25 protein-coding genes and 1 tRNA gene are annotated in these 26,297 nt (G+C 40.2%); 4 read left to right on the forward strand and 22 right to left on the reverse strand.

The annotated features are described in order from the left end of the window. Positions 1 to 155: 155 nt before the first annotated feature. From adhP to QM818_RS06140, 4 genes are all read left to right on the forward strand, one after another. Positions 156 to 1,175 (forward strand): alcohol dehydrogenase AdhP, encoded by a 1,020-nt coding sequence (adhP, locus tag QM818_RS06125; RefSeq protein WP_261080859.1) that lies wholly within the window; start codon positions 156 to 158, stop codon positions 1,173 to 1,175. Between the two features lie 235 nt (positions 1,176 to 1,410). After that, a complete protein-coding gene (locus QM818_RS06130; protein ID WP_261080858.1) occupies positions 1,411 to 2,400 on the forward strand; it encodes a PTS sugar transporter subunit IIB in 990 nt (329 codons plus the stop codon). Between the two features lie 25 nt (positions 2,401 to 2,425). Further along, the gene (locus QM818_RS06135; RefSeq protein ID WP_261045312.1) at positions 2,426 to 3,229 is read left to right on the forward strand and encodes a PTS mannose/fructose/sorbose transporter subunit IIC; all 804 of its coding nucleotides are present in this window, start codon (positions 2,426 to 2,428) and stop codon (positions 3,227 to 3,229) included. A gap of 23 nt (positions 3,230 to 3,252) precedes the next feature. Next, a complete protein-coding gene (locus tag QM818_RS06140) occupies positions 3,253 to 4,164 on the forward strand; it encodes a PTS system mannose/fructose/sorbose family transporter subunit IID (RefSeq protein WP_203213014.1) in 912 nt (303 codons plus the stop codon). 55 nt (positions 4,165 to 4,219) lie between these two features. Here the strand turns inward: QM818_RS06140 and pepC are convergent, their stop codons facing one another. From pepC to QM818_RS06250, 22 genes are all read right to left on the reverse strand, one after another. Beyond that, entirely contained in the window at positions 4,220 to 5,554 is a 1,335-nt protein-coding gene (gene pepC, locus QM818_RS06145) for an aminopeptidase C (RefSeq protein WP_414300040.1), read from the reverse strand. Positions 5,555 to 5,771: 217 nt separating this feature from the next. Beyond that, complete coding sequence (locus tag QM818_RS06150) at positions 5,772 to 6,494, reverse strand: pseudouridine synthase (protein ID WP_414300041.1); 723 nt, start codon at positions 6,492 to 6,494, stop codon at positions 5,772 to 5,774. A 72-nt stretch (positions 6,495 to 6,566) separates the two neighbouring features. Further along, positions 6,567 to 6,797 (reverse strand): GlsB/YeaQ/YmgE family stress response membrane protein, encoded by a 231-nt coding sequence (locus tag QM818_RS06155; protein ID WP_153192764.1) that lies wholly within the window; start codon positions 6,795 to 6,797, stop codon positions 6,567 to 6,569. 9 nt (positions 6,798 to 6,806) lie between these two features. Next, positions 6,807 to 8,048 carry an aminopeptidase gene (locus tag QM818_RS06160; RefSeq protein WP_414300042.1) on the reverse strand — a complete coding sequence of 414 codons (1,242 nt, stop codon included), beginning with the start codon at positions 8,046 to 8,048 and terminating at the stop codon, positions 6,807 to 6,809. Between the two features lie 21 nt (positions 8,049 to 8,069). After that, complete coding sequence (locus tag QM818_RS06165; protein ID WP_016466267.1) at positions 8,070 to 8,222, reverse strand: hypothetical protein; 153 nt, start codon at positions 8,220 to 8,222, stop codon at positions 8,070 to 8,072. A 20-nt stretch (positions 8,223 to 8,242) separates the two neighbouring features. Further along, entirely contained in the window at positions 8,243 to 8,521 is a 279-nt protein-coding gene (locus tag QM818_RS06170; protein ID WP_261025629.1) for a type II toxin-antitoxin system YafQ family toxin, read from the reverse strand. Beyond that, a complete protein-coding gene (locus QM818_RS06175; RefSeq protein ID WP_153192760.1) occupies positions 8,514 to 8,777 on the reverse strand; it encodes a type II toxin-antitoxin system RelB/DinJ family antitoxin in 264 nt (87 codons plus the stop codon). The genes QM818_RS06170 and QM818_RS06175 overlap by 8 nt, the downstream gene beginning before the upstream one ends. An 89-nt stretch (positions 8,778 to 8,866) precedes the next feature. Beyond that, positions 8,867 to 10,798 carry a DUF262 domain-containing protein gene (locus QM818_RS06180; protein WP_414300043.1) on the reverse strand — a complete coding sequence of 644 codons (1,932 nt, stop codon included), beginning with the start codon at positions 10,796 to 10,798 and terminating at the stop codon, positions 8,867 to 8,869. Continuing rightward, positions 10,792 to 12,114, reverse strand: coding sequence for a DUF262 domain-containing protein (locus tag QM818_RS06185; protein ID WP_084949896.1), 1,323 nt, complete (start codon positions 12,112 to 12,114; stop codon positions 10,792 to 10,794). Before QM818_RS06185 ends, QM818_RS06180 begins: the two co-directional genes overlap by 7 nt. A 7-nt stretch (positions 12,115 to 12,121) precedes the next feature. Then, a complete protein-coding gene (locus tag QM818_RS06190) occupies positions 12,122 to 13,072 on the reverse strand; it encodes a helix-turn-helix transcriptional regulator (protein WP_084367323.1) in 951 nt (316 codons plus the stop codon). Between the two features lie 107 nt (positions 13,073 to 13,179). Continuing rightward, positions 13,180 to 13,704, reverse strand: coding sequence for a DnaA ATPase domain-containing protein (locus QM818_RS06195; protein ID WP_261018703.1), 525 nt, complete (start codon positions 13,702 to 13,704; stop codon positions 13,180 to 13,182). An 87-nt stretch (positions 13,705 to 13,791) separates the two neighbouring features. After that, positions 13,792 to 18,183 carry a PolC-type DNA polymerase III gene (locus QM818_RS06200; protein WP_414300044.1) on the reverse strand — a complete coding sequence of 1,464 codons (4,392 nt, stop codon included), beginning with the start codon at positions 18,181 to 18,183 and terminating at the stop codon, positions 13,792 to 13,794. A 103-nt stretch (positions 18,184 to 18,286) separates the two neighbouring features. Next, positions 18,287 to 20,368 carry an elongation factor G gene (gene fusA, locus QM818_RS06205; protein ID WP_000090345.1) on the reverse strand — a complete coding sequence of 694 codons (2,082 nt, stop codon included), beginning with the start codon at positions 20,366 to 20,368 and terminating at the stop codon, positions 18,287 to 18,289. A 394-nt stretch (positions 20,369 to 20,762) separates the two neighbouring features. Further along, the gene (gene rpsG / locus QM818_RS06210; protein ID WP_000087873.1) at positions 20,763 to 21,233 is read right to left on the reverse strand and encodes a 30S ribosomal protein S7; all 471 of its coding nucleotides are present in this window, start codon (positions 21,231 to 21,233) and stop codon (positions 20,763 to 20,765) included. Positions 21,234 to 21,252: 19 nt separating this feature from the next. Further along, on the reverse strand, positions 21,253 to 21,666 hold the full coding sequence (rpsL, locus tag QM818_RS06215; RefSeq protein WP_001142332.1) for a 30S ribosomal protein S12: 414 nt from the start codon (positions 21,664 to 21,666) through the stop codon (positions 21,253 to 21,255). A gap of 311 nt (positions 21,667 to 21,977) precedes the next feature. Beyond that, on the reverse strand, positions 21,978 to 22,577 hold the full coding sequence (locus QM818_RS06220; protein ID WP_261020618.1) for a response regulator transcription factor: 600 nt from the start codon (positions 22,575 to 22,577) through the stop codon (positions 21,978 to 21,980). Then, positions 22,578 to 23,675 carry a sensor histidine kinase gene (locus QM818_RS06225; protein WP_414300045.1) on the reverse strand — a complete coding sequence of 366 codons (1,098 nt, stop codon included), beginning with the start codon at positions 23,673 to 23,675 and terminating at the stop codon, positions 22,578 to 22,580. Continuing rightward, on the reverse strand, positions 23,675 to 24,412 hold the full coding sequence (locus QM818_RS06230; protein ID WP_261049952.1) for an ABC transporter permease: 738 nt from the start codon (positions 24,410 to 24,412) through the stop codon (positions 23,675 to 23,677). The genes QM818_RS06225 and QM818_RS06230 overlap by 1 nt, the downstream gene beginning before the upstream one ends. Before the next feature lies 1 nt (position 24,413). After that, positions 24,414 to 25,298 (reverse strand): ABC transporter ATP-binding protein, encoded by an 885-nt coding sequence (locus tag QM818_RS06235; RefSeq protein ID WP_049510910.1) that lies wholly within the window; start codon positions 25,296 to 25,298, stop codon positions 24,414 to 24,416. Beyond that, positions 25,285 to 25,479, reverse strand: coding sequence for a hypothetical protein (locus QM818_RS06240; protein ID WP_049502236.1), 195 nt, complete (start codon positions 25,477 to 25,479; stop codon positions 25,285 to 25,287). The genes QM818_RS06235 and QM818_RS06240 overlap by 14 nt, the downstream gene beginning before the upstream one ends. Then, entirely contained in the window at positions 25,476 to 25,682 is a 207-nt protein-coding gene (locus QM818_RS06245; RefSeq protein ID WP_025170907.1) for a hypothetical protein, read from the reverse strand. Before QM818_RS06245 ends, QM818_RS06240 begins: the two co-directional genes overlap by 4 nt. A 489-nt stretch (positions 25,683 to 26,171) precedes the next feature. Next, positions 26,172 to 26,245 (reverse strand) — tRNA-Pro (locus tag QM818_RS06250). Positions 26,246 to 26,297 lie beyond the last annotated feature (52 nt).

The following is a 26,297-nucleotide window of genomic DNA, read 5'->3' on the forward strand; positions in this document are numbered from 1 at the left end:
GTTCTACTTTTTGCCTCCAAAACCTTGGAAAAGGCTTTCTTTTGTGATATAATTCACATATAAATACAAGAGAGCTCGTCATACTCGACTCTGTTGACACAAAATCAATCCAGTCCCGTTGTCCCTGTTCTCGGCCAATATCAAGGAGGATAGCTATGAAAGCTGTTGTTGTAAATCCAGAAAGCACTGGTGTTGCTATTGAAGAAAAAGTACTCCGTCCACTTGAAACTGGGGAAGCACTTGTAGAAATTGAATACTGTGGTGTTTGCCACACTGACCTCCACGTTGCCCATGGCGACTTCGGTCAGGTACCAGGACGTGTTCTTGGACACGAAGGTGTTGGTATCGTTAAAGAGATTGCACCAGATGTTAAAAATCTTAAAGTCGGCGACCGTGTCAGCGTTGCTTGGTTCTTTGAAGGATGCGGTACTTGCGAATACTGTACAACTGGTCGCGAAACCCTTTGCCGTACAGTAAAAAATGCCGGTTACTCAGTAGATGGTGGTATGGCTGAACAATGTATCGTAACTGCAGATTATGCTGTTAAAGTTCCTGACGGACTTGATCCAGCCCAAGCTTCTTCCATCACATGTGCTGGTGTAACAACCTATAAGGCTATTAAAGAATCCAAAGTTGAACCAGGTCAATGGGTTGTTCTTTACGGTGCTGGTGGACTTGGTAACCTCGCAGTTCAATATGCTAAAAAAGTTTTCAACGCTCATGTTATCGCAGTTGATATCAACAATGACAAACTTGCCCTTGCAAAAGAAGTTGGTGCTGATATCGTTATTAACGGTCTCGAAGTAGAAGATGTACCAGGGCTCATCAAGGAAAAAACTGATGGAGGAGCTCATTCAGCTGTCGTAACTGCTGTATCTAAAGTTGCCTTCAACCAGGCTGTTGACTCAGTTCGTGCTGGTGGTCGCGTCGTCGCTGTTGGTCTTCCTTCTGAAATGATGGAACTTAGTATCGTGAAAACCGTTCTAGATGGAATCCAAGTCATCGGTTCTCTGGTTGGAACTCGTAAAGACTTGGAAGAAGCCTTCCAATTTGGTGCAGAAGGTTTGGTAGTCCCAGTTGTCCAAAAACGTTCAGTAGAAGATGCGGTAGCCGTTTTCGACGAAATGGAAAAAGGTCAAATCCAAGGACGTATGGTACTCGACTTCACCCACTAATTTAATAAAAACCTATTTTAAAAGTTGGAAGCTTCTTCCAACTTTTTTATATTAAATTTTAAAATATGGACTCTAGATTACCTTTTAAAAACTTAATATATCAACATCTGTAAAGAGGGGCTTTTGAATTTTTTATGATAAATAGTTGCTTTTTACATGAAAACGGTTTATACTTATTTAGTCTTAAAGTTTTCTTAAATGAAGACTGAAACAACAAAAAGGAGGAATGACAATAATGAGTATCGGAATCATTATTGCGAGCCACGGCGAATTTGCTGCGGGTATTCATCAGTCAGGATCTATGATCTTTGGTGAGCAAGAAAAGGTTCAAGTTGTAACCTTTATGCCAAATGAAGGTCCTGATGATCTATACGCTAAGTTTAATAACGCTGTTGCTGCATTTGACGCAGAAGATGAGGTTCTAGTTTTGGCTGACCTTTGGAGTGGATCTCCATTCAACCAAGCTAGCCGCGTGATGGGAGAAAATCCTGAGCGTAAGTTTGCCATCATCACAGGACTTAACTTACCGATGTTGATTCAAGCCTATACAGAGCGCCTGATGGACGCTGCTGCAGGTGTAGAAAAAGTCGCTGCGAATATTATTAAAGAAGCCAAAGATGGCATCAAAGCTCTTCCAGAAGAGCTAAATCCAGCTGAGGAAGTTGCAAGTGCTGCAGCTGCTCCAGTTGCCCAAGCTGCTATCCCAGAAGGAACTGTTATCGGTGATGGAAAACTCAAGATTAACCTTGCCCGTCTAGACACTCGTTTACTTCACGGTCAGGTTGCAACTGCTTGGACTCCAGATTCAAAAGCAGACCGTATCATCGTTGCTTCAGATAACGTAGCTAAAGACGAATTACGTAAAGAATTGATTAAACAAGCAGCTCCAGGTAAAGTGAAAGCAAACGTTGTTCCTATCCAAAAACTAATCGACGTTGCGAAAGATCCTCGCTTCGGAGGAACACATGCCCTTATCTTGTTTGAAACACCTCAAGATGCCCTTCGTGCTATCGAAGGTGGCGTGCCAATCAAAACTCTTAATGTTGGATCAATGGCTCACTCAACTGGTAAAACAATGGTTAACAACGTTTTGTCTATGGACAAAGATGACGTTGCTACATTTGAAAAAATGCGTGACCTTGGTGTTGAATTTGACGTACGTAAAGTACCAAACGACACGAAAAAAGATTTGTTTGACTTGATCAACAAAGCAAACGTGCAATAATCGATTTTATGAAAGGATTTTAAAGATGTCTATTATTTCTATGGTTTTAGTAGTCGTTGTAGCCTTCCTAGCAGGTCTTGAAGGTATCCTCGACCAGTTCCAATTCCATCAACCAATTGTAGCTTGTACCCTTATCGGTCTTGTTACTGGTAACCTTGAAGCAGGGATTATCCTTGGTGGTTCTCTTCAAATGATCGCCCTTGGTTGGGCTAACATCGGAGCTGCCGTAGCTCCTGACGCTGCTCTTGCTTCTGTTGCTGCTGCCATTATCATGGTTCTTGGTGGCGACTTTACTAAGACAGGTATCGGTGTTGCCCAAGCGGTTGCTATCCCTCTTGCAGTTGCTGGTCTATTCTTGACTATGATTGTCCGTACACTCTCTGTCGGATTGGTTCACACTGCTGATGCTTCTGCTAAAAAAGGTGACTTTAAAGCAGTTGAACGTGCTCACTTTGTCGCACTTCTTCTTCAAGGTCTTCGTATTGCAATCCCTGCAGCACTCCTTCTAATGGTACCAACTGAAACCGTACAAAGCATTCTAAATACTATGCCTGATTGGCTCAAAGATGGTATGGCTATCGGTGGTGGTATGGTCGTTGCCGTTGGTTACGCTATGGTTATCAACATGATGGCAACTCGTGAAGTATGGCCATTCTTCGCTATCGGTTTCGTGCTTGCTGCCGTGTCAGATATCACTCTAATCGGATTTGGTGCTATCGGTGTTGCTATCGCTCTTATCTACCTTCACCTTTCTAAAACTGGTGGAAATGGTGGCGGAGGAGCCGCAACTTCCAACGACCCAATCGGCGATATCCTAGAAGACTACTAAGATAAGAAAGGACTGAAAACATCATGACTGAAAAACTTCAATTAACTAAATCAGATCGTAAAAAAGTTTGGTGGCGTTCAACTTTCTTACAAGGTTCTTGGAACTATGAACGTATGCAAAACTTGGGTTGGGCTTACTCATTAATTCCAGCTCTTAAAAAACTCTACACTAAAAAAGAAGATCAAGTCGCTGCTCTTGAGCGCCATCTTGAGTTCTTCAACACTCACCCATACGTAGCCGCTCCAATCATGGGGGTTACTCTTGCACTTGAAGAAGAACGTGCTAACGGTGTTGAAATTGATGACGCTGCTATCCAAGGGGTTAAAATCGGTATGATGGGACCTCTTGCTGGTATCGGTGACCCAGTATTCTGGTTTACAGTACGCCCAATCCTTGGATCACTCGGTGCTTCACTTGCCCTTACTGGTAATATCTTAGGTCCAATCCTCTTCTTCGTTCTTTGGAACTTGATTCGTATGTCATTCTTGTGGTATACACAAGAGATTGGATACAAGGCTGGATCAGAAATCACTAAAGATATGTCTGGCGGTATCCTTCAAGACATCACTAAAGGAGCTTCTATCCTTGGTATGTTCATTCTTGCTGTCCTTGTTCAACGTTGGGTAAATATTAAATTTGCTTTCGATGTTGCCAAAGTTCAACTAGATGAAAAAGCTTATATCCATTGGGATAAATTGCCAGAAGGATCTAAAGGTATCCAAGAAGCATTCGCACAAGTAGGACAAGGATTATCTCAAACACCTGAAAAAGTTACTACTTTCCAACAAAACTTGGATATGTTGATCCCTGGACTATCAGGACTACTCCTTACTTTCCTTTGCATGTACTTGCTTAAGAAAAAAGTATCTCCAATCACTATTATCCTTGCACTATTCGCAGTGGGTATTGTGGCACATGTTCTTCACATCATGTAATCAAGCAACTTAAAAGGAATCAGGTTCTAAAATCTGATTCCTTTTTTCTATACTTTTATTCGGCCAAGGCACCCATTGGATCCCATGGTGCGAGTACAATTGGTTCTGCTTCATATGCAGCTTGTTCTTCTGCTGTCAGCAATTCTTTACGGACAACGATTTGGTATGTGTATTCGTCCATCCAAGCGTCTGAGGCAACAAAGTAACCATCTGTACCGACCTTGTCTCCCCATGAGTTTTCAACCTTCCACTTGATTGATTTGCCATTTTCATCCAAATCAACACCTGTCAAGACCATGGCGTGGGTCATCAAGCTTTCGCTGTAGTCCAAACGTCCAGCCTTGTCTTGAGTGAGTTTAATGTCCATGCTTGATTCAAAGTCATAAACATCTGTCGCAAGGATTCCAGCTTTACGGTTGCTGAGCTGACCAACATCAGAACCAAACCAAACAGTCTCACCTGCTTGCATTTGAGCAATTGCCAACTCTTTCAAGCGCTCCATCGGCACGTTGATGTAGCGAACCGCACGGCTACCAATCACATTTCCTAACATCTCAACTGTGTACGATTTACCGTATGGTTTATCAGCAGTTGGAGCGTTGATAACAGAAACGTAATCTTCTAGTGGAAGATTGACATATTTCTTGTAAAATTCTTGTGGAGTAATGCTCTTTTCACTTTGGTAGTTGTTATCTTTATCGCGATAAGCAAAGTCAAATGTACGTGGTGGAAGTCCTAAAGACATAGCAAGAAAGTTAAAGATTTCTTGCAAGAGAGCTTCTTTCTTAGCTTGAACAGTCGCTTGGTCTGCGCCAGAAGCAAGCAAGTCACGCAAGATTTGAGCATCTTGACGAAGCAATTTGTTGAGAATGGCATTTAGCTCACGACTGCTACTAGATGAAACTGACTCAGGGTAAACTGACTTAGGCACGACACCATATTTTTCAAAAAGAGATACCACCATATCCCATTGACCACCATCTTGTTGAGGTGTCTGAAGTAGGAATTTAACCTTACGGCTCGTCAATTCTTGGTCTGCAGTCGCAATGACTTGCTCCAAGAACCAGTTTGATTTCTCATACTTGTCCCAGAAGAATGTATGGGCCTGTGACAACTCAAAATTTTCCAGTTTGTATTGTGAGATGAGCTTGTGGCGGAAGGTGTTGAGAGCCGCAAACATCCAGCAACGACCAGATGCTTTCTGGTTAGTTACCTTGTCCTTGGTCAAATCCAATGAGAAAACAGGTGTGTTATCTACATGGCTTTTGCGACGTTCTAGAGCTGCAAAAATTCCATTGTGACTAGCAGCATTTTCAATCGCTTGGTATTTTACATTTGCTTCATAATTGGCAAATAGTTTATCAGTAAATGATTCTTGAATCGCGTTCATAGATTCCTCCTTTTATTCTACAGTCTATTATAACTCTTTTCACAAAGTAAGCAACTGAAAAACATAAAAGGAGAGGACATTCTCCCTCACCTTTTTCAAATTTATACTCTTCGAAAATCAAATTCAAACCACGTCAACGTCGCCTTGTCGTACTCAAGTACAGCCTGCGGCTAGTTTCCTAGTTTGCTCTTTGATTTTCATTGAGTATTAAACTAAATTAAATAATATTAGCACGGAGAATTTCTAATTCTTCCTTGGTCAAGCGACGCCATTCCCCTCGTTCTAGGTTCTCATCTAATACTAGCGTTCCCATAGTCAAACGTTGCAAATCCACCACTTCCTTGCCACAGTAGGCCACCATACGCTTGACCTGATGAAACTTCCCTTCTGCAATAGTCACACGGATTTGACTCTGATTCTTTTCTGCATCTGTAGAAAGAATCTCCAGTTTAGCAGGCTGACAAGTAAAGTCTTTGAGAGGAATACCATCAGCAAATATCTCCACATCTTCTTGGGCCATAATTCCCTTGACCTGAGCCAGATAGGTCTTATCCACATGACGCTTTGGCGAAAGAAGAGCATGGGCCAGCTTGCCGTCATTGGTCAAGAGCAAAAGACCATGCGTGTCAATATCCAAGCGCCCTACTGGGAAAACTTCCTTGCTACGAGCAATATCATCCAGCAAGTCCAGAACGGTTCTGTGCTTGGGATCCTCAGTCGCTGAAATAACTCCTTGGGGCTTGTTCATCATGTAGTAGACAAACTCTTCATACTCCAGTACTTGCCCATCAAAGCGAATCTCATCTATTTTTTCATCAATCTGCAATTTAGCTGATTTTTCTTTTTTACCATTTACCGTCACGCGCCCAGCCTTGAGCAAGTTTTTGACCTCAGTCCGACTTCCCACAGCGCAGGCAACTAAAAATTTATCTAATCTCATAGAACTATTATATCATAATCAAAAGGGGGCTAGTACAATGACCAACCTCCTTTTCATTTCAGATTTAGGAAATTAACTTCCTCGTCTCCAGAAAATCGCTAAGACAATCATGGAACCTAGTACTGCCGGAATAATGGCAGTTCCTGCTATTATCGGTCCCCAAGTCCCAAAAAGCAAATTCCCTATAAAGGCACCAATCCAGCCTAGAAACATTTTTCCAAAACATCCCATTCGCTCTCCACGATTGGTCAGAGCACCTGCTAAAAATCCCACTAGGAGACCAACGAACATACTTCCTAACATATTATCTCCTTAATTTGCCCAATCTCCGTTACGGAAGAGTGGTACACGTGTCCCATCCTCACGGATACCATCGATATCCATTTGGTTAGAACCAATCATAAAGTCTACGTGAACATCTGAACGGTTAAGTCCCGCAGCTTCAAGTTCTTCTTCGCTCATCTCTGCTCCACCAACGACGCTAGTCGCATAGGCTGCACCGATAGCCAAGTGATTTGACGCATTTTCATCGAAAAGGGTATTAAAGAAGGTAATGCCTGACTGAGAAATTGGACTTGGATCTGGTACCAAGGCACATTCACCTAAGGCACGCGCACCCGCATTTTCAAAGACAAGGTCTTTCATGACCTGATCACCCTTCTCAGCAGTGATATCTACGATTTGTCCATTCTTAAAGATTACCTTAATACCTTCAATAATATTTCCGTTATAGCTAAGCGGTTTTGTAGAAGTGACATAACCATCTGCGCGACGGAAGTCAGGCGCTGTGAAGACTTCCTCTGTCGGCATATTTGGCAAGAATCCTTCGCCCTGTGCATTGATAGCCCCAGCTGATTCCCAAACGTGGTTCTTCGGCAAACCAAGGGTCAAATCGGTCCCTGGCGCTGTGTAGTGAAGGGCTGAAAATTGTTCTTTATTAAGCATATCTGCCTTACTCTTAAGGATAGCTGCATGCTCTTCCCAAGCCTTAACAGGATCTTCTTCATAGACACGGCAAGTTTTGAAAATTTGGTCCCAAAGGAGATCGACTGCTTCTTCGTCGCTCGCAGCATTTGGAAAGACTTTCTTAGCCCACTCAAGTCCAGCAGCAGCTGCTACAGTCCAGCTAACCTTGTTGGATTGCGTTGCGATGCGCATTGGCTTCATAGCAAGTCCCATAGCTTTAGCAGAAGCTGATAGCTTATCAGCATCCACTCCGTTCAAGGCACCTGGATCAGATGAGCGAACTCCAAGACGGCTAGCCTTGTTTTCCAAGAGATAGTTCATCTCAGCAATCTTGTATTCTGGCACATTGTCCAGACGCTCCATCGGAGCATGGAGGAATTTCTCACGGTTAATGACATCATCTGTCCACTGAACGATCACCTCATGCGCACCCAAGGCATAAGCTTCTTTGACGATTAAGTGAGCCAACTCACGTTGCTCCACATCGATAGAGAGAGCCAAAGTGTGACCAGGTTGCACATTGATTCCGTTCGCAACCAATAATTTCGCATATTTTTCTAGATTTTCTTTAAAATTTGGTAAAACCATGTTGTTTTCTCTTTTCTATTTTTATTTTTCTTTCAAAGCAGAGAATAATCCTGCTAAAGCAATGGCACCTGACAAGAGTGCTGTTGATAGAAGAATTGTCTGATCAGCAATTTCTAATTGATATTCAAATACCTTCTCAGCCGGCTTATCTTCCGCAAAAATTCTTAGTTTCATGAGAACCACCTTAAAATTTATTAAAACAAATCACTATGACTGCCTGTCCTCAGCAAATTTAAAATCAATTCTTCCTTGTCTACTTTATAAACCAAAAGCCAATCTGGCTGGATATGGCATTCACGAACTCCTTGAAAATGCTTGGATGCCGTCAATTGATGATCACGATATCTAGCAGGAAGTTCTTTTTCTTGAACAAGAAAATTTAAAACTTCTTCTAATAATTCTACCTTCAAACCACGCTTCATAGCCAACTTAAAATCTTTTTTAAACTGTTTATGATAACGAATCTTAAGCACGCAAATCCTCCATCAAGTCAGAGATTGATTCAAAGGATTGGCTCATATTACGATTTTGGTCTAAATCCGTTAATACCTCAAGCAAGTTCCGACTCTCGTCTAGTCTAACATCGAAAGGTAAACCCTGATATTGAATAGCTTGACGAAGGAAAATATTGATAGCTGTTGTCATATCCATTCCCAGGTTATTAAACACCTGTTGGGCCTGCTCCTTAACCTCACTATCCAAACGGATACTCATGCTCGTCTTTGACATACTCTCACCCTCTTTCTATAGACTATTTTAACAAAAAAGAAGGCTAATGTAAATCTATTGGATATACATTAGCCTCTTTGGATAGATGATTATCGTTGCTCTGATGACTTGCTTTCTATAAAATCATTTACCCTAGTCAAGATCTCTTTTTCCAGTTCTGTTATTTGTTCCGGACCCCAACCAGAATCTTTTTTAGAAGTTATCTCTGCCATTATCTGTAATTTTAAACTTTGACGATAAAATATATCTTGCCATTGATTATATTTTGCACTTGGAACTAAATTTCCAAACTTCGAATTCTGACTATCTGTAATGATACAAAGATTCCCGAAGGAGTGCAAAAATTTATCATCAATCTTTTCAACTATTTCATCACTATTTGGATGTTGTGGAAACCAGTGCTCTATGGAACGACGATATGTAAACTTAAAATCTTCAAATTCAACGCTCGAATACTTTCCTTTTAAATCCGAACAATTTTTCCATAAAACATAATCTATAAAATTGAAATCATAAACACGAATGGCACCATATCTTTTGATATTTCTATCCTTGTCAAACAAACTTTCTTTAGCATATCTCACTGCCATTTTCTCAAGAAAATCCTTAAACAAGCCAGCAAATTCTGCTTGATTTAACTCTTCAATATGGTTAAACAAGAATTGCAAGATCTCATATAACCAACGACTGTCACGATTGGCAGTAAAGGTCACAGCAAACATGGATTGGAGCATTAAAATATCATCATTAAACTTTTCAAAAGAATTTTTATCAAAATAATATTGAACAAATAAATCTCCTCCTGTTTTGTTATTATAATCATTCCGATAAACTTTCTGCAGAAACCAATCATTTTCTTGTCTTCTATTATTAGTCTCTTGAGACATTCGTACGATCAAATTATCAAATATAAATTTTAATTTCAATAAATTCCTAATAAATAATGTAACATCCTCTAAGTTTGTATTAACATTAATTACATTTTCAAATGTTTCTAATAATTTCTTGTCATCTAGCTGTATATCAGAAGGGGATACATTTCCAAATGTTATATAATAGACGAAATATAAAAATGTTTCAAAGTTTATAATCGTTCTGTATTTTTCCACTTCATTCGTATCTGATATTACTTTAACTATTGTAGATTCTTTATTTTCTATACTAGAGAATAAAGATTTCTTATTAGTTGATTGAACTTCTATTTGACTTAAGGACTTATCGATATTTAAAAGAAAGCTATTCTGATAATTATTTCTTTTAATCCAATTCAAAGGAAATATTTTTTCTCTCTCTGCATCATGATGCTTGTTCTTTGCTTTTTTTGTAAATGCATTGATTACCGGCTTATCAAACTCTGCGCAGGCATCCCAGATTCTTGCAAACTTTTGCGCCATTTCTTGATCTTCACCAAATTTAGACATCATTTGTGCCTTAAGAATCTCATGAGCCTCTAGTTGTTCTCCTCGAGAGTTGAAACGTTCGAAATATAAATTCAAATCTAAATCATTGGGAAGAATACTACGAAAAATAATGACATTATCAAATAGATAATTAAAGAAAGATTCAAATTCAAATTGCCGCTCCTCTAGCATTTTTTTCAATGCGTCATAAGCATGTCTATAACCTCTAGTCAGCTCATTTTCATCGTCCTCAGAAATTTTTTGCTTGGTAAATAGCTTTTGAATGTTCTCATTTGACTTCTTCCTAGCTGGGAAAGTAAGATTGACAGATTTCAATCTATCAAAACAAAACTCATGCTTCAAAGCTAAGGCAATCAAATTAAGGGCTGTTGTTCGCTGTTGCCCATCTATAATTTTGAAAATGTCATTCTCTTTATTAACGACTAATGTTCCAATATAGTAGTAATTGTCTCTATTTTCTTGAAAAGCATCTGCTACGTCATTCAATAACTGCTCAATCTCATCATAAGTCCAGGCAAAATTTCTCTGATAAAGAGGAATAGCATAGATATCTTCATTTAACAAACGATTAACTGATAAGCTTATATGTGTTTCTACCATTTACCTTTTTCCTCTTCTATAATCTTGTCCACAGTATAATTTTCAAATAGCTCTCTATCTATCTTGATCATGAAATCATTCGGAGTGACAGCATGAGCTAAAAGTTGAAATAGTTTTTGAACCTCTTTTTGTCTAAACCTTCCACCAGCAGCATAGTTTCCAAAAGTTGCATCATATATTGCTTTAGACTTAACTCGAGGGTAATAAGACCAAATAAACAAGGTCTCTACTATATCCTTTGATAGCTCATCTTTTCCAAATCTCTCTGCAAAAAGCGAGCAAATATTTAAGAATATATTGTGACACTTGAGGTAGCGTCCTTTTGAGCTATTGTAAATGTTTAACATACCTTTTGGGTAAGCAAGATTTTTTTCTTCCCCTTCAGGCTCATCAGAAAATCCTAACTTTGCATTTAAAAAATCTTTATGATCTTTAATAGTTTTATGAGCAGATTCAATATATTCAAAAAATGTACTTCCATCAATGATTGGCATAGTAATTGAAAGAGGGAATTTTTCAATATGACGATACAATTCTAGATATGGAAAGTTCTGATTCAAATCAACGCCTTTAAAATCGTCAATAAAATCCTCTGTAAAACGCAGATAAGATCCATAACGTTTGTTTGTTAATCCTGTCTCTCCGCGCGACCAACGTCTCATACGGAAAAGATGTTTATCAAACAACTCTTTGAGACTTAACTCTTTATCCTCTACAAATTGCTCCCACTTTTCGACAATCTTTTCATCTTCTGAATCATACTTGCGAAGATGGTAGGCTTTGAGCAAATCATGAGGTTCTAAAGATTTTCCACGATTATTCTGAGAATCAAATAACTGAAAGGCTTCAGATAATCGTTCCTGTGGCATAGTAATCACGGAGACAGAACAATTTTCCAATAAAAAATTGCAAATATCTTTTGCCTGATTTTCACCAACCAATTGAGTCAAATTTTCCCACTCATTATAATTTTCACTCGCATGATAGCAAGATAGCTCTCCAAATTCAGCACTCAGCAGTTGATTAGCACCCTTATAATTCTCTAAATCATCTAATAAATGAAGAAACAAGGAAATAGAAATTAGCCGTTGCTGTCCATCGACAATATCTAAGTATTTTTCCTTTTCATGCAAGATTTCATGCAAGATAACGGAACCAATCTGATATTCCTTTTTTCCCATAGCATCTCGTAAATCATAAAAAAGATTACGGATATGTTTTCTGTTCCATTTATATGGTCTTTGATAAGAAGGAATCCGCAAATTCTCTTCTTTCAATAGTTCTCCAACCTTTTTAGAAGTAAATTGAATAGTCATTTTATCCTCATCTATATTTATCTATCATTTCTTTAACTGTTTGCTTCATATCCTCTACTAAAATCCGAGGAGACAAAACAGTAACTGCTTCCCCTTGCCCCAGCAACCAGCGTTTAAGCCCCGGTGTGTGCTGACTCTCAAACTTAAAATGAGTCCAGTAGCCATTTTTCCCAACTATTTTTGCATTTGGAAATTGATCCGTCACAATCGTCGGATCGTACAAATACTCGATTTCAATACTGATTTTCTTCCCGATAAAAGCATCTACTCTCTCGTTACGAATGTCGCCATCTCTAAATTTATCTCGATAAGAAATAGAGGGTTTCTCTATATCACTAAGAGACCATGACTGGATACGGTCTACTCTTAAAGTAATATAAGTAGCATGTTTCAACTGGTAGACAACTAGATAGAAATAATGACTATCATAATAAAGAGAGACTGGCAAAACAGTCTGCCTCTTAGAAGACTCAGAATAAGGTTTTTGATAGATAATGTCTAGAACCTGTTCATACAAAATAGCTTCTGATAAATTCCAAATTTTCTCTATTCTATTTTGTTGATCCGTTAAGGGAGCATAGTTCAGCTTTTCACTTCCAATAATCTGCTCGATTTCTTTCCGATCATCACGGGGAACTAAGACCAGTAAATTATGTAGTAAGCTAGCAATTTCTGGTCTATTCAGTGCTCGATTTTCCAATAAAATCTTTGAAATAACGAGAATATCCTTTTTATTAAAAACTGACTTACTTGCTAAACAATACTTATTCGTTTTACGGTTATAAAGTAAATCTCCACTATAACTGGTGTGACTAGATAAAATATCACGGAGTCGCGAAAAATCTCTCTGTATCGTCTTTTCACTAACCTCAAATTCCTGAGCCAGTTGCTTTTTTCCTAACGGAGTCCCAAACTGTAAACGTAAAAAAATCGTTAGCAGTCTCTCTTGATCATTCATTTCCAGTCCTTCTACATATTATTCAAACAATACTATTTCTAGTACATTATTATCACTTCTATAGTCTAACTAGCACTTTATATTCAAAACGATTAAAGCAAAATAAACTAGCCCTTAGATGATTCCAACTGTACCACTATGCCAGATTCGAAGAACTCAACTACGGATTCAGGCATATTTTTTAAGTCTTCGGGTAAGCAGTCTGAATATACAATGAAGAGTTTGTTTCTTTTCTTACTCTCTTTGAATCGCTGCATCCAGTATTCCTGTACCCTTTGATCAGCCTCTCCCAAAAATTGAACTCCATCCAGAAAAATCAAATCATACTCTGTATACCCCATTTGCAGTTTCATCCATTGACTATGTTTAGAAAAAATCAAATTATCTCTCACTCGATAATATGCAAGTGATGCTATTGGAGTAACAGGTTTTATTTTAGTTAACGTATAATAAAACAAATGCCATCTATCAGTCTCTGAAATACCGCAAATGTAAATACATTGAGAATCTTCTTTTAAGTCTATTTGTGGGAATCCGGTCCAATCATTCCCATCATCTTTCAAGCCTTTTTCAAAATTATAAATTTCCTCTTCAATTGACACATTAGAATTTAAAATTTCTTGATTCACCATATTATACTCTCTTTTCTATTATTTTTAAGAGAATTATAACAAATCAAGTGTACATATTTTGTCCACTTGATCAAAATAAGCAATTTTTTAAAACAACTCATCAAACAAACTGAGCTGGTTATCCTCTGGCATATTGCCCAGAATCCCCATTTCATCCATCTTTTCAACCAAGGTTGATGAGAGTCCACCACGTTTGCGTAGTTCTGTTTTAGAGAGGAATTCTCCTTCTTCACGCGCTCGAACTAACTGCTTGGCAACGTTCTCTCCCAGACCATCCATTGCTACAAATGGTGGGATGAGGGTATCCCCATCGATAAAGAACTCTGTCGCCTGACTACGGTAGAGATCGAGTTTTCCAAACTTGAAGCCACGCTCCCACATCTCATTGACAATCTCAAGAGTTGTATAGAGATCAATTTCCACATTAGAAGCTTCATTGTTCTTCCGTTTTTCAGCGATTTCTTCCATTCTGCGCTTGATGGCATCCAAGCCCGCACCCATGGTCTTGATATCAAAAGCCTTGGCACGAATGGAGAAGTAAGCACAGTAGTAATAAATGGGATGATGAACCTTGAAGTAAGCTACACGCAAGGCCATCATAACGTAGGCTGCCGCATGGGCTTTGGGGAACATATACTTAATTTTCCCACAGGACTCGATATACCACTCTGGTACCTTATTGGCCTTCATAGCTTCGATGTAGCCATTTCGCTCCTCTTCGGAAATCTTTAGCCACAAGCCCTTACGTACCCGTTCCATGATGGTAAAGGCCATCTTCGGTTCAAGACCAGCATGCATGAGGTAAACCATGATGTCGTCCCGACAACCAATGACAGTTGATAGGTCAGCAATCCCTTGTTTAATCAAATCTTGGGCATTGCCTAGCCAAACATCGGTACCGTGGGACAACCCTGACAACTGAAGCAATTCTGCAAAAGTCGTCGGATGGGTTTCATCAACCATTCCTCGAACAAAGTTGGTTCCAAATTCTGGAATCCCCAGCATACCCGTAGGCGTTCCGATTTGCTCAGGTGTTACTCCTAGCACATCAGTCCCAGAAAAGAGTGCCATCACGCCTTCGTCATCCATAGGAATTTCATTAGGGTCAATCCCAGACAAATCCTGAAGTTTCCGAATCATGGTCGGATCATCATGTCCCAGCACATCAAGTTTGAGGACGTTCTCATCGATATCGTGGAAGTTAAAGTGAGTCGTTTGCCATTCAGCCGTCACGTCATCTGCTGGATATTGGACAGGCGTAAAATCGTAGACATCCATATAGTTCGGAATAACAACGATCCCCCCCGGGTGTTGTCCCGTCGTCCGTTTGACACCAGCTGCACCTTGAGCGAGGCGTTCCACCTCTGCATCACGATAAAACTTGCCATAATCTCTCTCATAGCCCTTGACAAATCCATAGGCAGTCTTAGCAGCCACCGTACCAACCGTTCCTGCACGGAAGGCATATTCTTCACCAAAGATATCACGCACATCCAAGTGGGCGCTAGGCTGGTCTTCTCCCGAGAAGTTCAAGTCAATATCGGGAACCTTGTCCCCATCAAAACCAAGGAAGGTTTCAAAAGGAATATCTTGCCCATTTTTGCTGAGTTTGTGACCACAGTTTGGACAGTCCTTATTGGGCATATCAAATCCTGAACCGTACGAACCATCTGTGATAAACTCACTGTACTGACACTGACCACAGACATAGTGAGGAGAGAGAGGATTGACCTCTGTAATCCCAATCATGGTCGCAACGAAACTAGATCCGACAGACCCACGAGAACCAACCAAATAACCCCGTTCATTAGAACGTTGTACCAGCATCTGCGATGCCAGATAAATCACAGCAAATCCATTCCCCAGAATAGAAGTTAATTCTTTTTCAATCCGCAAATCAACAATATCTGGCAGTGGATTTCCATAAATCTCAAAAGCTTTCTTATAGGTCAACTCAGCAACCGTTTCTTCCGCCTTGTCGATGAAAGGCGTGTACAAGTCACCCTTAACAACCTCAACAGGTTCAAAGATATCTGCCAAGGCATTGGTGTTTTCAATAACCAATTTGCAAGCTAATTCCTCGCCCAAGAAGGCAAATTCATCCAACATCTCATTAGTCGTTCTAAAATGAGCTTTTGGAAGAGGAGCAGGTTGAGCATGTTCCCCATGACCGATAGTTCGGTTAATCATTGCCCCCTGTCCCAAACTACGGACGATAATTTCACGGTAAATCTCTTCTTCAGGTTCGATATAGTGGACATTTCCCGTAGCCAGAACAGGCTTACCAAGACGATCTCCAACCTCTATCAAACTTTTGATAATGGTCTGTAGTTCTTCCATATCCTTGACCTGCTCCTTGGCAATCAAGGGAGCGTAGATAGCTGGTGGCATGACCTCGATAAAGTCATAATACTTGGCCACCTCAACCGCCGCATCCACACCTTGGGAAACGACTGCATCAAAAACTTCACCTTCTGCACAGGCTGATCCTAAAATCAAGCCCTCCCGATGGGCATCTAGAACTGTTCTCGGAATTCGTGGCACCCCTTCAAAGTACTTGGTATTAGACAATGAAACCAGCTTAAAGATATTTTTTAGACCTATCTGATTCTTGACATAAATAGTCGCATGCTTGATTCGAGCTTTTTTGTAAGAATCTGGACTAATCAAATCAATGTTAAGTCTAGCTAGATCGGTCACACCATGTTTCTCTGCCACTTCTTTGATAAAGATGAAAAGCAGGCGACCTGTAGCTTCCGCATCGTAGTTGGCCATGTGGTGATGTTCCAAGGCCACACCAAAACGCTTGGTCAACGGTCCCAGACCATGACGTTTAAACTCAGGATATAGATTTCTAGCAAACTCCAGCGTATCAATCACTGGCTGACTAATCTTTGGCAGACCATGACGTTCATAGTTGGCATTCATAAAGCCAACGTCAAAGGTAGCATTATGGGCAACTAAGACTGTATCCTTGCAAAACTCTTGGAATTCTTGCAGAACTTGTTCCAGTGGTTTGGCATTTTTGACATGATCGTCTGTAATTCCAGTCAACTCAGTAGTAAAAGCTGACAAGGGATGCCCAGGATTGATAAATTCATCAAATTCAGCAATGACATTCCCCTTGTACATCTTAGAAGCCGCAACCTGAATCAAATCATTATAGATAGCTGAAAGCCCCGTCGTTTCCACGTCAAAGACCACGTAGGTCGCTTCCGACAAGTCCATCTCCACTTCGTTATAGACGATAGGGACACGGTCCTCAACGATATTGGCTTCCATCCCATAGATTAGCTGGATTCCCACTTTCTTGGCAGCCTTATAGCCGTGTGGGAAAGACTGGACATTCCCATGGTCGGTGATGGCAACCGCCTTGTGTCCCCACTTAGCAGCTGTCGCAACGATTTCTTCGACCTCTGATAAAGCATCCATAGTCGACATGTTAGTATGAGCATGAAACTCAACTCGACGCTCGCCTTCTGGCATCAAATCCTTCCGCTCATAGTGAACAACTTCCTGCACATCCTGCACGTTCATAGTCAAATCGCGTGTGAAGTTATTCATCTCCACATTTCCACGCACTCGGAGCCAAGAATTCTTCTTAATGAGGTCAAATTTCTGGGCCTCTTCCTCATTTTTAACCCACTTTTGCATAGAAAAACTTGAAGTGTAGTCCGTCATTTTAAAGTTGATCAAAACACGCCCTGTTCTGGTCACTTTTTGCTCCACATCAAAAACAACCCCCTCAAAGACCAGACGATTTTCCTCAGTCGTCACTTCAATCATAGGAGTAATCTCCGCCTTATCCAGCTTCGGTTTAGCTGCAGCTTTTTTAGCTTGAAAATCAAAGGCTGGTTTCTCTTCAGCTGGAGGAGGTGCCATCTGTTCTAGTTGTTCCATAGCACGGAGCGCTTCCTCATTGGCAGCTTGAACAATCTGCTCATTTTCAGCATGAAAGGCCTCTTCCTGCTCTTGGGTCAGCACATCATTTTTCTCTACTTGACAATTAAAAGTTGGAAAACCAAACTTTTCAAGTTGTTTGACTAAATTAGGAAGATGATTCTTCTTAAAGTGTTCTTTATCAATCGCCTCAGAGCCCTCAATAAAGAGTTGGTTCCCCTCCGCACGAACTTGCAAATTTTGATAAAGGGACTTAAAACCTTGACTAGCACATGGCCCTTCAGAAAAAGCCTCTCTATAGTAGGCCTGTAAGAGTTGATTTGAAAATTCTTGAGACAGAGCCTTAATTTCAAAAATAGCTTTATTACCTGTCTTAGAAAATTCTTCCCTCAAACCCTTCTTTAATTCTAAAAAGATTTCAATCGGTAAAATATTAGAAAATACGAAATGAAACTCCCATACCTTACTAATTTTATGAACCACAACTCGCTCAATATCGGCCTGTGCTAAAGCAGGAGTCTGTCTCATTTCAGCAGGTATCCCCAATTGATTCATCAAAATTTCAAAACTATTTGACATTCATTTTCCTCACATTATTCTCCTACTATTTTACCATACTTAGAGGTGTTTTCTAAAGACAAAAGGAAGCCACTAAGTGACTTCCTTCTAGAATGAGGACTGATTAGTCTTCACCTTTGTTTTTCTTAATGATTTCTTCTTGTACTGACTTAGGTACATCTTCGTAGTGGTCAAATACCATCATGAATGTACCACGTCCTTGAGATGCAGAACGAAGAACTGTTGCGTAACCGAACATTTCAGCAAGTGGAACGTAAGCACGAACGATTTGGCTGTTACCATGTGCTTCCATACCATCTACACGTCCACGACGAGCAGTTACGTGACCCATAACATCACCAAGGTTTTCTTCTGGAACAGTGATTGTTACGAGCATCATTGGCTCAAGGATAGCTGGTTGCGCTGATTTAGCAGCTTCTTTAAGGGCAAGTGAAGCCGCGATCTTGAAGGCAGTTTCAGATGAGTCGACATCGTGGTATGAACCATCGTAAAGTTTAGCTTTAACGTCAACCATTGGGTAACCTGCAAGAACACCGTTAGCCATAGATTCTACCAAACCTTTTTCAACCGCTGGGATAAATTCACGAGGAACCACACCACCGACGATTGCGTTTTCGAATTCGAATCCTTTACCTTCTTCGTTTGGAGTAAATTCAATCCATACATCACCGAATTGACCTTTACCACCAGACTGACGTTTGAAGAATCCACGTGCTTGAGTAGAAGCGCGGAATGTTTCACGGTAAGATACTTGAGGAGCACCTACGTTCGCTTCAACTTTGAACTCACGACGCATACGGTCAACAAGGACGTCAAGGTGAAGCTCACCCATACCAGAGATAACTGTTTCACCAGTTTCAACGTTTGTTTCAACGCGGAATGTTGGATCTTCTTCAGCCAATTTTTGAAGGGCAATACCCATCTTGTCTTGGTCAGCTTTAGATTTTGGTTCAACCATCAATTGGATAACTGGTTCTGGAACGTTGATTGACTCAAGGATGATTTTAGCTTTTTCATCTGTCAATGAGTCACCAGTTGTAGTATCTTTCAAACCAACGGCAGCAGCGATATCACCTGAGTAAACAGTGTCGATTTCTTGACGGCTGTTGGCGTGCATTTGAAGGATACGTCCGATACGTTCACGTTTACCTTTAGAAGTATTCAATACGTATGAACCTGATTGAAGAACACCTGAGTAAACACGGAAGAATGTCAAACGACCTACAAATGGGTCAGTCATGATCTTGAAGGCAAGAGCTGCAAATGGCTCTTCGTCAGAGGCTGGACGAGTTTCTTCAGCGTCTGTGTCTGGGTTAATACCTTTGATTGCTGGGATATCAAGTGGGCTTGGAAGGTAGTCGATAACCGCATCAAGCATCAATTGAACACCTTTATTCTTGAAGGCAGAACCACACAATACTGGGAAGAATTCAACATTGATAGTCGCTTTACGGATACCAGCTTTCAATTCTTCGTTAGTGATTTCTTCACCTTCGAGGTATTTCATCATCAATTCTTCGTCAGTTTCAGCAACTGCTTCGATCAATTTTTCACGGTATTCTTGAGCTTGGTCAAGGTATTCAGCTGGGATGTCTTCTTCAAGGATATCTGTACCAAGGTCGTTAGTATAGATTTCAGCTTTCATCTTGATCAAGTCGATGATACCACGGAAGTCATCTTCAGAACCGATTGGCAATTGGATTGGGTGTGCATTTGCTTGAAGACGATCGTGAAGTGTGCTTACAGAGTAAAGGAAGTCAGCACCGATTTTGTCCATTTTGTTGGCAAATACGATACGTGGAACTCCATACTCAGTTGCTTGGCGCCAAACTGTTTCAGTTTGAGGCTCAACACCTGATTGTGAGTCAAGAACGGTAACCGCACCATCCAATACACGAAGAGAACGTTGTACTTCGATTGTGAAGTCCACGTGTCCTGGTGTGTCGATGATGTTTACGCGGTGGTTGTTCCATTGAGCTGTTGTCGCAGCAGATGTGATAGTGATACCACGCTCTTGCTCTTGCTCCATCCAGTCCATTTGTGACGCACCTTCGTGAGTTTCACCGATTTTGTGGATTTTACCAGTGTAGTAAAGAATACGCTCAGTAGTTGTTGTTTTACCAGCATCGACGTGAGCCATGATACCGATATTACGAGTTTTTTCAAGTGAAAATTCGCGTGCCATGAGGTTTGTTTCTCCTATTTATTTTTGATTTCTATTCTATTATAACACGATTTTAATAAAAACGGATAGGCAGGACCTACCCGTTCTCAATGTTTTCATGCTATTGTTGGTTTCAACTTGTAGATTTTCAAGTTGAATTGAACTCGGGCTAAAGTTAATTAGCCGATTTGAGCCGGAACGGGATGCTGTGTGAAAAAGATAAACTTCCTTGTATTCGTCGAATACTGCGTCAGTTTCCTATTTTCACCTTGCATCCTTACCGTTCCTAGCATCATGATTTAGTTGAGCTCAAGCTAAAAGTCTGGAGAAAAAGATGAATCTCATTGGTTGCAATCGCAACCTGCTTTGATTCCCTATTTTCTCTGGGACTTTCTTAACGCTTTCGCATCCTATATTACCAACGGAAGTGTGCGAATGCACGGTTAGCTTCAGCCATACGGTGAGTGTCTTCACGTTTCTTAACAGCTGCACCAGTGTTGTTAGCAGCATCCAAGATTTCTTTTGCAAGACGGTCTTGCATTGTGTGTTCACCACGAAGACGAGCGATTGTTACCAACCAACGAAGTCCAAGTGTTGTACGACGTTCTGGACGAACTTCAACTGGGACTTGGTAGTTAGAACCACCAACACGACGTGCACGTACTTCAAGTACAGGCATGATGTTTTCCATAGCTGTTTCAAACACTTCAAGTGCATCGTTTCCAGTAGCTTCTTTGATTTGCTCAAAAGCACCGTAAACGATTGAAGCAGCTGTACCACGTTTACCATCAAGCATAACGCGGTTGATAAGACGAGTAACTAATTGTGAATTGTAAAGCGGATCTGGCAATACGTCACGTTTTGGAGCTCTATTTTTACGACTCATTTCTCTTTATCCCCTTTCCTTATGCTTTTGGACGTTTAGTACCGTATTTAGAACGGCCTTGTTTACGATCGTTAACACCTGCAGTATCAAGTGCACCACGGACGATATGGTAACGTACCCCTGGAAGGTCTTTTACACGTCCACCACGAAGAAGAACCACGCTGTGCTCTTGCAAGTTGTGTCCGATACCTGGGATGTAGGCAGTAACTTCGATAAGGTTGCTCAAACGTACACGAGCGAATTTACGAAGGGCTGAGTTAGGTTTTTTAGGTGTCATTGTTCCAACACGAGTTGCAACACCACGTTTTTGTGGTGAAGAAACGTTTGTTTGAACTTTTTTATGACTGTTGTAACCAACGTTCAAAGCTGGTGATTTAGATTTTTCTACTTTTGATTTACGCGGTTTGCGAACCAATTGGTTAATTGTAGGCATCTACATTCTCCTGTGTTTTTTTATTTTTGGTGATGATACACTTGGTGACAGCTATCATCTGTGTGTACTTTTGCAACATTTGTCAGCACGTCCCTGTACACTCTTGAGAGACCAAAAGTAAAAAGTACCGTCTATTATTGTAACAAAATTTTCCCTTGGTTGTCAAGATATTTTTCTTTTTTATTGTTAATTTTAGCTCTTTTGTAGTGCTCCCTAAAAAAGAAAAAGGAGGAATCCCACCCTCCTAAAATTAATATTGTTCCATTCAATCTCATCAATTTTAGACATAATGTTCAAAAAATATTATATCATCACAACCAACCAGATTCTTTCGCAATATTAGCTGCCTCTGTTCGATTGCCTGCATGTAATTTAGAAAGAATATTGGTGACATAGTTTCGGACTGTTCCGTTGGATAGATAAAGTTTGTCTGCAATTTCTTGGTTAGATAAGCCCTGAGCAATTCCCTTTAAAACTGCGATTTCTTGTTCTGTTAATGGATTGGGATGCGTCATCACCACTTCCATCAATTCAGGCGAATACTCCTTGCGTCCCTCTAGGACGGTGTGCAAGGTTTGCATTAGCTCTGCAATGTTTCTTTCTTTTAATACATAAGCATCTACTCCAGCCTTGACCGCACGTTCAAAATACCCAGGACGCTTGAAGGTTGTCACCACAACCACCTTTGTTGCTAGATTTTCTGCTCGTATCCACTCCAAGACTTCAAGACCTGTCTTAACAGGCATTTCTACGTCAAGGATGGCGATATCTACAGACTCCTTTTCTAATAGTTGGATTGCTTCTTGCCCATTCTTGGCTTGAAAGACAGAGTCTACACCTGGTTGAAGCGTGAGCAATTGACACATAGCATCTCGCAACATACTTTGATCTTCTGCGACTAACACTTTCATCTACTTTCTCTCCTTATAAGGTAGTCGAACCTGAACTTCTGTCGGTTGTTTCCAACTAATTACCTCTACTTCTCCCGAAAATGGAAGAACACGATCTCGAACTGTATGGAGGTCATCCCCCTTTATAGAAGTAAAGCCACAGCCATCATCTCTCACTGTTAGAATGAGTTCTTTCTCTGTCCGTTCTAATTTCAAGTAGACTTTAGACGCTTTAGCATGTTTGATGATATTGGTCACTAACTCAAGCAAAATCATGGAAGCCGTTGACTCCAATTCCTGAGTAAGGCTAGCGGTATCTAGTTGATTAGCCGTTTCCACCTCAATTCCAGCAATCTCTAGCATCTTTTTGACAGTTTCAAGTTCTGATGCTAAGGTCCGTGATTTCAGATTTTCCACAATGGTTCGCACTTCATTCATGGAATCCTTACTGATCTGGTGAATTTCTTTTAATTCCTTTTCCACCTGTGGATAAGCCTCCATCTGAAACAACTGCAAGGCTAAATCTGTCTTGACACTCAGCATAGCAAAAGTGTGTCCCAGACTATCATGCAAATCCTGACCGATACGACTGCGTTCATTTTCAGCAAGCAATAGATTTATCTGGGCATTTTGCTTAGCCTGCGCTTCTTTCAAATCCTCCACAATCCGAATCCGAACCAATCCAAAAGTCATTAAATCGACAAAAGTAAGAATTACAAGTAGATAGAATAGAAACTCAACTTCGATTCTCTGAAAAATCAAAAGTTGGCCCACAACAAGGACTTGAGCAAGAAGAAAAGTCCAGACATGTAAAGACTTTAAACTACGTACGCCAAAATGATAACTTAAGAGATTGGCAAGGAAAAAGAAGAACCAGATATAATTCACAGCAACAACGGCAGTATAGCCAGCTACATAGACTAGCATGATAACCCAACAGAGCCAGGATAAACGCTGACTCTTGGTGGTTAAAACGCCTAAGTAAGCCAAGACAAACTGAATGTCAATCAACAAATGCCAACTAGGAAGCTCCCCAGTCACTACAGGAACGATGGGAAAAACCATAAAAATCAAACTGGCCCAATACATATAGTCTATGCTTTTCAGTCTTTCAAGCATTAAGCATTCTCCTTATGACCTTGAAGGTAAATGGTCAAACCAAACAAAACTGCTGAAAAAACAAGTAGATAAACTGTGGCTGATAAATTGATGCCACCCTCGTTTAAGAAGGTCTTGAGCAACTCCATCAACTGATAAGTTGGTAGGCACTTCCCGATTGCTTGCATCCAGTCTGGAAATAAAGAGATGGGCATCCAGAGTCCACCTAAAACAGCCAAGCCTAGATAGAGAAGATTGCCCACGACAGACATCAGCTGACTAGTTGGTAAGAGAGTCAAGGTCAAGCCAAGTGCTACAAATGCAATACTTCCCAAAATCAGCAAGAGAGCCGCCCCAATCCAATTTCCAAGAGACATATCCACACCTCTGACCAAGTGCCCAACTGAGAAAACAACCAGGATTGAGACCAAATAATCAACCATCATACTTGTTATCTTTGATAGATAATATTCTACCATATTTACAGGGGTATGGCGCAATGTTTTCTGCCAGTTGTTGATTTTATCGGTATGTAAGACAGCTGGAAATGAAAACATGGCTGTCGACATCATGGAAAAAGCCGTCATGGAGATGAGGTAATCACGCATAAAATTAGCTGGTCCACCGGGTGTGTCCTGGTACATGCCTGAAAAGAATAAATAGAAGGCTGTCGGCATACCTACTGATAATAAATAATAGACTAATTGTCGTTTGGTCAATAGAAATTCTATCTTGTTTAGTGCGATCCATCGTTTCATCTTAGTCATCTCCCTTTTGTGTTTCTTCAAAGATTGTATCCAACAAGCTACGATTATTGACTTCAATTTCTTGAATCCTACATCCTGCTTGCACTAACAGTTGCCAAAAAGCATCCGCTTCACGTGTAACTACTTGCAGAGCATCTTGTTTTTGTACCCACCTTTCAACCAAGACTGACTTCTCAACGACTTCCTTGTAAGCTAGAGGAAGGATAAAATGCTTTTCAATCTCCTCACTACGCATAGCTAGAGGCGTCGTATCACGAATCAACTCTCCCTTATTTAAAACCAAAATCCGGTCAGCTGTATGCTCTACCTCTTCAATATAATGAGACGAATAGAGAATGGTGACTCCTTGCGCTTTTAGGTCCCAAACAATTTCCCAAAAACGTTGACGGGTAGAGGTATCCATGGCCGCAGTTGGCTCATCTAAAAAAACAAGCTTTGGTCGGCCAATCAAGGTCAAGACAAAAGAGAAAAGACGCTTTTGCCCACCTGACAATTTTTCTGCAAATTGCTCTTTTTGTTGCTTGTCAAACTGCAACAGTTGATCGATCTCCTGGTTGCTCAAGGGATTTGGATAAATACTTTGAAAGAAAGCAATCAACTCTTTGACCTTTAATTTCTGAACGATGACATTTTCTTGAGGGAGATAGGATCTTGTGTAGTCTAACTGAGAACTCGTCACTGGCAAGCCTTGAATGGATACTTGACCGCTGGTGACCAGTTTATCTCCAAGCAAACAGTCCAAGAGTGTTGTCTTTCCAGCACCATTGGGACCAATCAAGGCGACGCATTCACCTTCAGCTACCTCAAAGGAAATATCCTTCAAAATAGCCTTGCCCTTGATGATTTTATTTAAGCTTTCTACCTTAATCATGTTCATGATATTCTCCTTTCAGCCACTCCTTTCCCATCGGAAAGGCAATAAAAATCATAAATCCTAATCCCCAGGCACCAGGGATGAATTGGTGAACGAAGGCATGATCAAACCAACCTGTAAACATTTCTACCAACCATACCTCTAGTGATAGTCCAATAAAAAGATAGAGAATCGCTTTTTTCATTTTTCAAACTCCTTTTTCACATCTGAGACCAATTTCAAGCCTTCTCGGATAAGCCAAGACATCATGCCAAATCCTGCAAATAGCTCCCAAGGAAAATGATAGAAATCTTCATCCAATCCTGAGAACATGAGATAAGTCATGACTCCTGCTGCTACTAAACTCATTGCGACAATTACTTTATGTTTCATTTTTTCTTCCTCCATTTGATACATCTAGTATAACTCTTTGAAGGTAGAATCGCTAGAAGCTTCTGTCATGAGGAAATATGACAAATGTCATAAAAGATTCTATTTAAAAGAATCAAGAAACATTACACAACAAGATACAGAGTATGAAAGAATCTATAGTACCTCCATCAAAGTGATATCAAATTTAGACTATAACGTAAACTAATACGCATTTAAAATCAAAAGATCGGAAATTTTTATCGTACAAAACAGATATATTATAGGTAGCACAAAAAAACTCTTCATTTACTTTCTTAAAAGTTTGTGAGAATTATACAATCTGTTAAATTTTAATTTATGTACCTAAACTACAGTAATCATTGAACAAATCAGGAAACAAAAAAGTATACTCAATCAAAATGAATTACTGAAATTAAAAAAAGAGAGAAGCAAACTAATTCTCTCTTAATGTATATAATATCTAGTTAAAACAAAAAAGATACGCTTACGTATCTCTGTAATGAATCGGGAAGACAGGATTCGAACCTGCGACACCTTGGTCCCAAACCAAGTACTCTACCAAGCTGAGCTACTTCCCGAGTTAAATAGAAAAATGCACCCTAGAGGAGTCGAACCTCTAACCGCCTGATT

The sequence above is a fragment of the Streptococcus mitis genome, from assembly GCF_047464035.1.
Classification (GTDB): domain Bacteria; phylum Bacillota; class Bacilli; order Lactobacillales; family Streptococcaceae; genus Streptococcus; species Streptococcus mitis_DX.